Origin of the sequence: Paraburkholderia sprentiae WSM5005 (assembly GCF_001865575.2) — a bacterium.
Lineage (GTDB): Bacteria > Pseudomonadota > Gammaproteobacteria > Burkholderiales > Burkholderiaceae > Paraburkholderia > Paraburkholderia sprentiae.
The window spans coordinates 32,303-44,313 of sequence record NZ_CP017564.2 but is presented as its reverse complement, the minus strand read 5'-3'; the positions used below and the strand labels follow the sequence as shown (position 1 = coordinate 44,313).

At 58.7% G+C, this 12,011-nt stretch carries 12 protein-coding genes; all 12 read right to left on the bottom strand.

All coding sequences use genetic code 11. The features are described from left to right. Positions 1–33: 33 nt before the first annotated feature. A complete protein-coding gene (locus tag BJG93_RS33135) occupies positions 34–339 on the bottom strand; it encodes a hypothetical protein (protein ID WP_063828885.1) in 306 nt (101 codons plus the stop codon). 999 nt (positions 340–1,338) lie between these two features. After that, on the bottom strand, positions 1,339–1,488 hold the full coding sequence (locus tag BJG93_RS33130; RefSeq protein WP_231337683.1) for a YqaE/Pmp3 family membrane protein: 150 nt from the start codon (positions 1,486–1,488) through the stop codon (positions 1,339–1,341). Continuing rightward, complete coding sequence (locus BJG93_RS33125) at positions 1,488–1,862, bottom strand: hypothetical protein (RefSeq protein WP_154671631.1); 375 nt, start codon at positions 1,860–1,862, stop codon at positions 1,488–1,490. Before BJG93_RS33125 ends, BJG93_RS33130 begins: the two co-directional genes overlap by 1 nt. Beyond that, positions 1,849–2,571, bottom strand: coding sequence for a lytic transglycosylase domain-containing protein (locus BJG93_RS33120; RefSeq protein ID WP_154671632.1), 723 nt, complete (start codon positions 2,569–2,571; stop codon positions 1,849–1,851). The genes BJG93_RS33125 and BJG93_RS33120 overlap by 14 nt, the downstream gene beginning before the upstream one ends. After that, complete coding sequence (locus BJG93_RS33115) at positions 2,520–3,158, bottom strand: hypothetical protein (protein WP_027193544.1); 639 nt, start codon at positions 3,156–3,158, stop codon at positions 2,520–2,522. Before BJG93_RS33115 ends, BJG93_RS33120 begins: the two co-directional genes overlap by 52 nt. Continuing rightward, positions 3,155–5,674, bottom strand: coding sequence for a type IV secretory system conjugative DNA transfer family protein (locus BJG93_RS33110; RefSeq protein ID WP_082194412.1), 2,520 nt, complete (start codon positions 5,672–5,674; stop codon positions 3,155–3,157). Before BJG93_RS33110 ends, BJG93_RS33115 begins: the two co-directional genes overlap by 4 nt. Positions 5,675–5,744: 70 nt before the next feature. Beyond that, complete coding sequence (locus tag BJG93_RS33105) at positions 5,745–7,406, bottom strand: DUF5710 domain-containing protein (protein WP_154671633.1); 1,662 nt, start codon at positions 7,404–7,406, stop codon at positions 5,745–5,747. Between the two features lie 29 nt (positions 7,407–7,435). After that, positions 7,436–9,358 (bottom strand): KfrB domain-containing protein, encoded by a 1,923-nt coding sequence (locus BJG93_RS33100; RefSeq protein ID WP_027193546.1) that lies wholly within the window; start codon positions 9,356–9,358, stop codon positions 7,436–7,438. A 9-nt stretch (positions 9,359–9,367) separates the two neighbouring features. Beyond that, positions 9,368–9,598, bottom strand: coding sequence for a hypothetical protein (locus BJG93_RS33095; protein WP_027193547.1), 231 nt, complete (start codon positions 9,596–9,598; stop codon positions 9,368–9,370). 63 nt (positions 9,599–9,661) lie between these two features. Continuing rightward, positions 9,662–10,807: a KfrB domain-containing protein gene (locus tag BJG93_RS33090; protein WP_071336721.1), complete on the bottom strand. Its 1,146-nt coding sequence runs from the start codon at positions 10,805–10,807 to the stop codon at positions 9,662–9,664. A gap of 99 nt (positions 10,808–10,906) precedes the next feature. Then, positions 10,907–11,428 (bottom strand): KfrB domain-containing protein, encoded by a 522-nt coding sequence (locus tag BJG93_RS33085; RefSeq protein WP_027193549.1) that lies wholly within the window; start codon positions 11,426–11,428, stop codon positions 10,907–10,909. Positions 11,429–11,473: 45 nt separating this feature from the next. Then, entirely contained in the window at positions 11,474–11,746 is a 273-nt protein-coding gene (locus BJG93_RS33080; RefSeq protein WP_027193550.1) for a hypothetical protein, read from the bottom strand. Positions 11,747–12,011: the final 265 nt, after the last annotated feature.

Below are 12,011 nucleotides of genomic sequence, written 5' to 3'. Positions count from 1 at the left end.
GCGCGCGCGCGAGAGCCGGCTGTGCTGTCTGTTCTAGCTCAGTTCGGTCGAGATGTTCGCCAGCGCCAGGACTTCCGACTCCGACACTCCCGTTTGCAACATCTCCGACGCGTCCATCAACGCCTCGTGCTCCGCCGTCTGCTGGTCCAGCAGACGGCCCAGCAAGATCACTTCGCCCTGCGTTTCCAGCGCCTTCAGTCGCTGCGGCGAGTTCAGCGCCCAGCGGTCGAGGATCGTCCACGCGCGCAGATGAAACGGGCTCTGGCGCACTGAAGAGATCGTATCCGGTTGGAGGACGCGCTTGGCCACGTCCAGTGGTTTGAGTTGGCCTTCCAGCATTTTTAGCTCCAGTCTGTTCGTCTATTGGGTCAGCCGCAGCATCTTCGTTGATGCGCTCGATCGCGGCAACCGTCTCATTAAATGTAAAGTCAAACCCGAGTTGGGCCTCATCGGCACGTCTTTTCATTGTGCGCCTTCCAACGTCAGCAGAAATCGCCTGTCCGCACGCCTACGGCGCATCGGTCAGATCGCGGTACAGGCGCGACCTGTACCATTTCTGGCAAACCATGCGGTCGCCAGCCCCGTACTACATGGGCCACATAGTAATATAAATATGTGACTCAAGGTAGAAGCGCAAGGCCGGTACCGACATTTCCAACGTCAGAAGTCGCTAGAACAATTCACCTGCGAGCGGTCGCAGATTCTCACTCTTCACTATAAAGCGCCTGAGCCACCCATCTTGTCCGATTCCCTCCACTAACACCCGATCGCCGGCCCGCTGCTCCACCACCGCGACGACGTAGCCCCGCTTCGTCTTGCTGTATCGGCCGTTGTATCGCGCCAACCGCTTTTCGGCCACTGGCCGCGGAGTTTGATGGTCGGTATCCATGATTCGTCATTCTTCGTGCTGCGTGTGCAGGTAGCAACAGAGACTCAACCAACATTGCGAAAAATTCGAGGTCAGGGTCATCCAGCCATACCGCGACTACTGCCGTAAGCGACGGGTTCGGCTCTCTCACGGACACTCGCCAAAACCTTCCGACCGCCGATGCGCGAGCCCTAGCCGTCAGCCGGTTTCTCGTTAGTAGCTCAAGGTCAGTGACAAAGGAATTGCCGCCGCGATCCGGGAGACGCTTGGCCCGTTCTGGCAAGCGAAGCATCATGGGCATCGAACCGTCGTCGTCATCTCGTCCAGTCACAATTGTTAACCTAAGTGGAAGGCATCAACGCTCGTATCTGCCATGAGTGATATTTTTATATCATTGTATTCGACTATACGCGTCGATCTTCTGCGTAGCAAGACCTCTTTGGTGCGAATTGCCACTCTTTTACGCGGGCCTACGCGGCGCGAGCGCGGAGCGCCCATATTGTCGCGGGGAGCCAGCCTATGACAGTTAGTTGCAACGCCATACAGAGACGCGCATCGCGGACGCGGCCGAGTTCGAGAAACGTGAACCACGGGAATACGAGCGCGGTGAGATAAGACATCAAGTGTCCTCGACAGCAGCGAGAGCGTCGCCCGTTTGACCAGCCGGCAGCTGGGCGGCTTTCAGGAGGGTGTAGCGATTGACCATGAGCGTTACCGTGCTTGTCCGCTCGCCCAACCACATCTTGCCGCTCACGCGCATCGGTCCAGGCCCGGCAGGCAACTCCACTTTGGCGCGGTCGAAACCGACAAGTACGCGAGCGTCCGACGTTTCCAATGTCCCAAAAATTCGCGAGCCGCTTGCGGCTTGGTCGCTCGGAGTGAAATAGCCCTCCACGTCGTGAACGATCGGCAAGCGCATTCCGACCCGTCTCAACGCCGACAGGAGAAGCGAAGGCGGCACCGATGCAGTGCCGATGCGTTCAACGGAACTCAACTTCAAGCTCCGAGAACTTTGCGTCAAGCAGACCGCTGCGATGCGCGACTCTTCCGCCCGAACGTGAAGACCCGCCCGTGCTCACGCGCGGCCCCGCTGTGAGCAACGCCGGTACCGGCTGACCTGCATTGCGAATGACGGTCTTGACGTAGCCGTTGTTGAAACCCCTTTCGAAGTCGCCGGTGTTATAGGCGGAAATGGCGGCCAGCAATGCGCTCTGCTGATCGCGATACTGTTTCGACGCATTCGCGTAGAAATTGGAGAGGATCGTGCTGCCCGCCCATAGATTCGTGCAGGGATCGAGCGCCTGCTCGACGGATAGGCCCAAGCCAGCGAGGTTACGGTTATTGAGTTGCGTCAATCCCATGTCCACAAGGTGCCCGCGCGAAATGAGATCGCGCGCGATCGACGCCGCTTCGGTTGCCGACTCAGGATAGATCGTGCGGAGCATCGTCTTGCGCACTGAGAACGGCAGATTAGCGGGACCATTATCCAGCAGCACGTACATGCGACCACTGGACTCCGTTTTCACGATCGCGCTGAGTGTCGTCGGATGAACGTTGGGCGCGCAACGCTGCATCATCGCCGTCAGATCCTCCGCGTGTGCGCTGCCAGCCAGAAGCACTACGACGCCGCCACAGAGCGAGGCCAAAGTTTTTAGCATAGTGCCGCCTCTTTTGTTTTGTAGAACCACATCAAATGCCTGCAAATCGCCGTCGCTAGAGCCGACGCACCTTTCCTATCCCACCCGCATTCAATGAAGCGGGCACGCGACGATTGCCGGACGTGCTCCGGGTCTAAGCGACCGCTCCGAAACGCCGGCGAGAGCCCACCGATGGAGACAAGCAACGCGAACTCTTTCGGGCATCGGCGCCGAAGCCAGTCGCAAATATCTGCCTGGTCGGCCAGTCTGCTGTAATGCAAAGCCAGCAGCGCATCGAATTCCCGAGCAACGACCGGACTGGCGGGCGCGACATTTGGCAAAAGCTCGAACGCCTCGAAGTCGACAGGTGCATCAACGGCAACCATTCGCCGGCCGAACTCGCCGCCGTTGTTCGCTGTGACGAACAGGACGAGCAACGCGCGCTCGACTGGCTTTCGCGCTGGCCAGAATTCCGCCCAGCGGATGCGGTAATCGTTGACGCTGGACAGACACCAGTTGTACCGCTGAAGCAGCATGTACAGGTGCAATGCGGCGGCACGCGACATCTGGACAGCGTCAAGTCCCGGCAGGACACGGACACTGATTCCACGATGCGCTGCGGGCGCTTTAGAGCGCTCCAAGAAGTCGATCAAGCTACTACCCCCTTCTTCCCGGTGTAGGTAATCGTGATCGACTCGCCCACCTTCGCAGAACGGTTCAGCTTCGAGATTCGGTGCAGAGACACTTGCTCGCGATCGTGCAGTTTGTGGATAGCAATGTAGTGTCTCGTCACAAGCAGCACCTTCCCTGCATACTTTCCGTCCGTGACGACGCGTTCTAACGTCGCTTCGGTCGGCTTCCCATCTGCTTCCTCGAATTCGTGGAATAGCTTGCGCACCTTGCGTCGCGCTTCGCGCTCGAAAACGGATATGTCGCGATAGAAGCCCGACTGCGAAAAACGCTTGTAGTCCGATACGTCCCTGACCATGAAATGAAGTTCGAACGCCTCATTCGGATCGAAATCGGCGCAGTCGCCGATCGGGCGGGCCACAAAGTTAAGGTCTTCGATTGAGAGTGCTCGATTCACCGGCTTGCCTGCGCCATCGAAGAGCGCATACTCGAATTCAAGAATCGACTCGCGCTCGACGTGCTCCTGCTTGATGACCAGCGCGACCTCCGGAAAATCCGAGTACGTATTGATGGTCACTGCGAGATCCTTGGCTCCGTCGATGCGCTCAACGGCCACCATGAACCACTTGACGCCTACGCCTTTCCCTTCGGAGAACGTCATGTAGACTCGGCTGGGACTGGCCATTGCCGCCCGTTGTTGAAACACAGGCATCTCGAAGTACCGTAACTTCTTTGCGCGGATCGGCGGATGGCCTGTATTGAAGATCAACATCTCGTCGCGCGGCAGGCGGCTCGCTTCGTCAGCTGTCAGCAATGGCCGCTCAACCAATTCTTCAGAGACGCTCATTTGACCCAGCATTGCGCCCATACGCGTGCCGCTGTAGGAGACGTTCTGCCGCTTGACGGTGGTAATACCCGTCATCTTGGATACGTCTTCCGCCGTGTCAATAGTGTTCGGCGCGTAGGCAATGCGCAGCTGGCAACCAGCCGTGATCGTCTCCTTGTCGCCATATGCGTCGCGCAGCTGAATCCAGTCTTGAAAGAACAGGAACGCGGTAATGCCGTAGCCAGCCATGTATGACAACGCATCTTGCAATTGCTCCATCTTTTTAAGCGACGCAAGCTCATCGACCAAAAGCAGCAGACGATGGCGATAGTCTTTCACGCCGCGCCCGTCTTCGAACCCCATGCTTCGCGTGAGACGCAGAATGAGGAACGTGATGAACAAGCGGACCAGCGGACGCAGTCGATTCTTGTCTGACGGCGGAATCACAATGTAGAGACTCACTGGCTTCTCGTGGTTCATCAAGTCATTCACGCAGAAGTCGGAACGCGACGTGTTGCGCGCCACGATCGGCTCCGTGTACAGACTTAATTTCGTCTTGGCAGTCGACAAGACACTGTTGCGTTCTTTCTCTTCCTTGTTGAGCATGGCGCGTGCAGCAATGGCGACTTGCGGATGAGTCTTCGTCGGATTGCCTTCCGAATCGAGCCATCCCATAATTCCGTCAGGATCATGCTCCGCATTCATCATGCGCGTGTACATCTGCTCGGGATCGCTAAAGCTCGGATCGGCCAAGTACGTCGAGACGCCACTTAGGGACTTGTCCCGCTCGTAATACTTCACGTGGAGAATCACGCCGACCAGCAACTCGTAGGACGTGCTCACCCAGTGATCGTCCATCCCTTCGCCGTCCGGGTCCGCAATTGCTTGCGACACGTTTTGCGCGTCCATAACGTCATACTCGGTGTACGTGCGAATCTCATCGAGCACGTTCCAATAGGCCGCAGCGTTGTAACGCGAACGTCCGTCGATGCTCTTTTGATCGACGGACGTAGGATCGAACTTGATAACAAGCGAGCCAGCCGAGTGGCGAAAACCACTCGACAGTTCATAGTTTTCGCCTTTGATGTCGTTGACTGCCGTACTCGCCGGGTAGGAAAGCAGAGTGGTCAATACTGGCCCGACGCCCTTACCGCTTCGTGAAGGAGCAGCGCAGGCCAAGTGCGCGGGATCGCTGTACCGCAAGACCTTGCGACCAGCGCTTGTATCGAACGCACCGAGGTATGGCCCGGTGGCCTTACGGTGGACACGCTTTCGGCGGAAAAGCGGACCTTCCCAGCGCTCATAAGTCACCAGACCCATTTTTTCGATGTCTCGCTCGTTCGCCCATCGAGCCGACCCGTGCAGATCGTCGTGCTTCTCGCTTTTCAAACTTCTCCGGTAATAGAGGTAAAAGCCGCCAAGCAGGCTCAGCACTCCACCGCCGCACAGGACCAGAAGCATGCGCGTGACGTATGTTTCTAGCTGCCCCGTGGAACTCATCCACTGCGCCGCCCATCCGAACCACGAAAACGGCTGATAGATCCGCACGGTCGGACCGACCTTCCACACATAGTCGCCAAGTCCGTCCTGGTATTCGACGGCATGCGCGAAATACTGCGTCGCAGCCCACGAGGACAGCGCCATTCCAAAAAGGAAAACGACGATGATTGAGGCACTGAAGTGAACGGACCGATTACTCTGGCCAGCACGCATGGTGACAATCCTTATACTGTGATTTATCTATAGCAGAATAGTACAGTAAAAAGATATCGACTCATAGCGCCTAACGGCTTCTGGCGTGGGCTCGTTCCTGTTCTGCGTCTTTAACAGCGACTTCCCCGCGGCCATTGCTGTAGACGATTCTGGCGTCGACGCCGACTCGCGGGACGCGGTCCAGTTTGCCAAGATCGTGAGCCACGGCTGTCTGACGCCCGACGTCTTGCACCGCGTGCGAGGTCGTGTTGCCGACAACCGCTCCCACGTATCGGCCGTTGTGTTTCGCCTCGTTGAGCACTACGCCCTCGCCGATCGCTGCGCGCGCCACTTCCGCCGGGGTTTTTTCAGGGGTGGCCTGATGCGTCTGTCCGATCATCGCCATACCGATCTGACGCCGCACGGTCGCCAAGCCTTCGCGGGCTTGCAGATCATTGAAATCAGTGGGACCGTCTGCGAGCGACTCAAATACCGGAAACACCGTCCGCGCACCATGCGCGGCAGCAGCCGCCAAGGCTTTCTCGCGACCTACGTTCGCGATTTTCACGGCCACCTTGTCGCGCTTGTGGACGAATTCGCCCACGACGCGTTGCACGCCTTCCGGGCTTTGCTCATAGGCTAACCGCAACGTGCAGTCGGGATTTGCCCGAAGAGGACGCGCAACGCCGTCGATTAGAACTTCGTCGTCGGCAATGCCGCCCTTGAGTTGCAGCCGCCCCTTCGCGTACTCGGAATGCGCGGTCTTGTTGACCGTCCGCACGATCCTGTCGCGGGTAAGTACATCATCGTCGCCGCAGATGATGAGCGTTTTTCCCTCAAGTCGTGGCGCGAGCTGCGCAATGACGGGCGCGATATTGCCGCTGTCGAATACTTCCACAACGGGCAGTCTGGTTGCCATATGCAGGGACGCGCAGGTAGCGTAACCCTCGCCGAACAGAACCGTCTTACCGGCCTGCAGGTCTCCCAGCACATGAAAGTTTCCTGTCTTCTGGCCGCCCGATTCATAGAGCTTGCCGCCGCGTGCGTCGATGTACTGAAGGCTCCAGATTTTCCCGTCAACGTCTGCGAGCGGCGTGACCAGCCTCTCGCCATCGAGCCGCAGGCCGAACACACCTACCTGCTTCCGCTCAGCGTAAGGGTGCGTCAGCGCCGTTTCCAGCGTCGCCCACTTCGCTGTCGCACGTTGCGAGACGCGCTCGCGCTCCTGACTGGTCGTGTCCTCGCGCTGTTTGCGGTTTTCTTCGAGCAATTTGCGGTGCTTTTCGCGGTCCTCGATTGTCAGTACCTTGCCGCGCGGAAACCACGCTTCACTCTCGCCAGTATCGTGATTGGAGATGTAGCCATTGGGCGCGTCACCAAATACAACCCGATACGCTCCCTTCAATGCCTTTTGGTCACGGCTTGTCGTTACCGTAGTGACCATCCATCCTTCCGACTCCTTCACCCCTGGGTAGACAACACCGAGCCTCGCGCAAGCCTCCGCGAATTGCTGTTCGACATCTATCTCCTTCGGGTCGAGCCAACGCGCAAATGGGGCATCGTCAACACCGTGCGGCACGAACCATGACTTTTTCCTACCGTCAAAACGCGCGCCCAATCTGTGTGCTTCGTCTTTTTCTTCGAAGGGCACGAAGAGGTATCGACGGCCTTGACGGCTGCTCGCCTGCCCCGTCACTTCTGACGTTGGAAGTGGACCATGCTTCGAAGTCGCTTCGGGCGTCGATACGCTCATTTTTAAATCCCTCATCAGAAAAGATCGGACTACCGCGAGAAGGCTTGCGACTTACCCCGATCCTGTCCGGCGTCGATGCCGGCCCGCCCTTTCTCGTATTGGATGCGCAGACTGTCGCCCCGGTCGATGCCGCGTTTCAGTGCCGCTGCATCGAAACGGGATTTGTCGTGGATAACCGCCGCTTTCTTGCCCACGTCCTGAACGATGTGATGCTCCGTCTGGTGTACGACTTTCCCGGCATACCGGCCATTGGCGTCGTTGGTGGCCAGTACAACAGAGCCACCCTTGACTGCGTGATCGACCGCCGCAGCCTTCGACTCGGAAACACCCCTTACGGATACTGCCGGACGTGGCGTCACACCCTCTGTGCGACCCGCGCTCTGCGCCGCTTCCAGCGTCGCGAGATCCTTCTCGGTCGGCTCATACCCAACGACTTCGAGGCCGGCCATGCGCGCGTGGTGCCACGCTTCGGCGCGGAATTTCTCAGTTCCCGTCACAAGAATAGCTTCCCATTCCTTGTGCTTCGCCAGCTCGATAGCGGCTTGGAATGCGTCCATCTGCTTGTCGACAAAACGAATCTTGTCGCTCTCATCGACCAAGGCAACGCGCTTGCTCTCTTCCCCGTCCGCTACCCGAAAATACTCACCATTGTCGCGACGAACGAAACGCCCGTTGAGCAATGTTGATGGCCCATCCTTCTCGGCCGCTGGAACGGGCTTCGCTTGACCAGTCCCAGCGGCAGTGGCCAGCGATGGCTGGCCCGGTCGCGGGGCGCGCATGAAGGCGTCTTCCTGAACCGGCGTCTGCGATCGCGGCGCACGACCCGGCGCGGCTGAGATAGAGTTTTCGACCGCTTCCTCGTTCACACGGTCTTTGGCTTCGCCACCCTGCTCCCCCAGCGGTGCCTCTGTGCTGACGACGGGCGCGACACTTGCCGACAACTCGCTTCCCGCGTCCCGCAGGAATTCGGGCGCACTGATGGTCTTCGGGCCATACTGGCTCCACAAGGCCTTGGCCGATTCCGGATCGGTTTTTGCAAGCGCCTCCAGATCTTTCAACGCCTCCTGCACCTGGGCGGCGCCGGCCGCACGGACCGACGAATCGTCCGAGTACGCGTAAAACCAATCAACCTTCGCAAATCGGTCCTCGAGGCCGGTTTGAGCGCCCGCCAGCGGCGCGCGTGCGATTGCATTTTCGACGGGCTCTTTAGCCCGCTCCGCGGATTGGCGAACGAACGCCTTGACCGCACTCCGATCCTTTTCGGAAACGCCGGCGAGGTGCGCGTCCAACTGCTCAGCCGATTCGAACTGTAGAGCGCCGTCCAGCGAACCGGACGAAGGCAGGAAGCCGACGCGCGAACCGCCGCTACCGGCTGTGACGAAGTATTCGCCCCCCGCCGTCTTCAGCTCTTTCCCAGCTGTGTACGAGTACCCCGCCAGAGGATCGTGAGCTACGTCTGCAACTACGTCTTGCTGGTTTTGTTTCGCCATGATCGGCTCCTGTCTGTCCTGCAAAGGGTTGATTTCATCGCGCGTCGCCGCGATACGGGAAAACTTCTGACCAGCAGTGGAAATGGACTCGCGCATATTGGTGAATCCACGGGCAAGGGACACCGAAGCGGCTTCGAGCGCCGGGCCACCCGCCATCAGCGCAAACCCCTTTGCCTGAGTGTTTCCGCCGAACGAGTGGAGCTTCCCTAGAACACCCTCGCGAACCCAAGTTCCTAGCCCGAGTTGTGCATGCGACATCGCGTCTTTGTACGCATCAACGGCCAATGCGCCCCCCGACTGCAAAAGGTGCTCTTGCCCTTGCATCTCGCGGGCGATACCCGCGAATACGACGCCCACGCCAACCATCGCAGTCACCGATGCCGCAGTACGAAGATCCACAGCAGCCAGCTTTTCGGCGAACCGCTCAAATATGCCAGCCGCTTTCGACTGAAAATCGCTCATCTTTCGCTCCTAGTCGTCTCGTGATTCGACCAGCCGGCAAAACTGCTCGACCATGCCCAGCATGTCGATGACTTCCCCCTGGTTTGGCGGAATGGCTCCGGACAGAACGTCGGACAAGAACGCTGCATAAAGCAGCGCCTGTGCACGTTCCTCGCTGCCCTCGTGCAGTTTTTTGAAAGAGACATCGAGACGTTTCACGGTCCTCTGAGCCAGATGCACCGCCTGCGCTGGTTGGATCAAGTTGCGACTCCTAGATTAATAAATTCACTTGTGCAATTTCTGCGACGCTAGGCGCGCCACAGATCAGCGTGCAATGCGCTGATTTCGCTCTCGGTCGCGCGATTGCTCAGTCAGCTGGGCCTTGCCCTGCTTGTAAGAGATCCGCGCGTTCTGTCCCGCCGCAGGCAGTTCTTCGAAGCTGCGCGCACGATGCAGCGTCACGTGGTCTTTGCCGCTGTGTTGCAAGACGTACCTGTCATTCATCGCGAGCACACGTCCACTGTACGAGTGGCCGTCCCCGGTGAAGGCGTCATACGCCTTGGGCGAATCAATGCGCTCCGCAGCGACTTCCATTATCTGATCGCGGTCTGCTCGATCCGCCACCACTTCGGCTCGCATCTCGTTCACTGCTCGCGCAACGAAAGACTTAAGGTTCACATCAGCGGTCCAAACCTTTTCGTCACGCTTGAACTCAGCGCCGTCGATTCGGGCAATGCGATCGTTCAACGCGGGGCTATAGTCGAACTCGATCTTGTACTGCCCCGCTTCCTCTGTGACTTTCACACCATCCACCGACGTACCCAACGAAGCATCGAGCCTTTCCTCTGCCGTGAGTCTTTGCTCAACCTTCGCGCGTCCCTTTTGGTCATACGCGATTGAAACCTTGTCGCCTTTCAGCACCGCGTCTGACAGATCGGCCAGACGGTGCAGCGTCACGAAGGCGACGCCATCCCGCTTGCCCAGACCCGTGAACTGAGCGGCGTAGCGATCGTTGACCGCGATGATTTCGCCCAGCAGCGGCTCGCCGCGAGGATGGAAGTCGGAGAGAAGAGGCGTAGCGTCGGGTGTCGCCTGCCGGCCGCGCGCAGCCTGATCGGCCAGCGCCGCGATCCGGTCATGTGACGCGGAATCGAGCAAGTATTCCTTCCGCATCGAAACCGCTACCTCAGCCAGTGCATCGTACTGACCAACCGGCACCCGCCAGGCGTCTGCGCCGTCGAACTGCGCGCCCGGAATCTTGCGGATCTGCGAGATGAGATCCGGGTTATAGTCGAACCGCACGACGTAGCTATCGCTGCCGTCGAACGTGATCGACACGCCATCGGAATCGCCATCAAGTGGACTGAGCCGCTGCCGCTTCACATCGGGATCGAGCCGTCGCTGAGCACGCGCCCTACGCGGTGCCGCAGCTTCTGCCGCCGTTACCTTTTCTGTCAGGGTGTCAGCCATCGTACTCGCTCCTTAGTGATTATATTAAATCACATTGCATCAATAAATCCGGGTTTTAGCGGCGCTTCATTGACCAGCCGGAAATGTCGCTCCGCTCAATCAACGGGTGACGCCGCTGCGGTCCTGCTCTTTGGTCCGGTCTGACACAACACCTATGCCTCGCGAGTAGTCGATCGCGACAATGCGACCGATTGCCGGCGCGCGGTCCAGTTTGGCGAGGTCGTGAATGACTACAGCACTGCGGCCCACCGATTGCACGGCGTGAAAATCGGTACGGCCGACAATCTCGCCGACTGCGCGACCGTTGGGATTGGGCGTCTGGATGAGGGTATCGTCGCCGTACAGGTCACGCGCGGACTTGACCGCCACTGCGTAGCTTGCGTCGACAGCGGCGACCGAATCGGAGATGGCGGATGCTCCGGCGCGCTGCGATTCGTTGCGCTTCTCTTCAGCCGTGCGGACGACAGTGAGAATCTGACTGAGACGCTGCTTCGAGATACCGGACTGAGCAGCCGCGTCTACCGGCTTCATGTTGTCCACCAGGACCAAACGAGCCGCGTCGCGGTTCGCTTGGGTCAGCTTCGTATCCCGGACGAGGTCCGTGAAATCCTGCTCGGTCATACTGTATCCGTGAATGTGTACTACACGGAACTATATACCAACTCTTTACGCCGTGGCAGTGCCTTGCGGCGCGTGAATCTCCGACATCCGGTCAAACGCGGCCATTCCGGCGTCCCACGTCGCGCTCAACCACTGCATATAAGTCGCCATATCCGCCGACCCATCAGCGTTCGTCGGAAAGGGCAACGGATTGTCCGCGAAGACTTGTGCCAACACTTCCGATGCGACCACCTTGTCGGCGGGCGGCACATAGTGACCTTCTTCAGCGAAGACAGCGGAATCCATAACCACGAACGACGACGACGAAGCCTTAAACATCACAAACCCCCAATGAGCAGAACTGGTCTATCCACACGTCACCCTTGAGCGACATGATACGCGAACTTTGCAGTAAGTAAAGAGTTGTCGCTATTTACTCGCCGACTCCCCCCACCTGGCCGCACGCTACTTCTGACGTTGGAAGCGTGCGACGTTGCCCTACAGCAGCAAACGATTGCAATACGAACCCACATGAATCATTCAAACCGCAGAGGCGACGCCCTGATACCACTCGTTACATCAGACATCTTTTGTAACAACTATG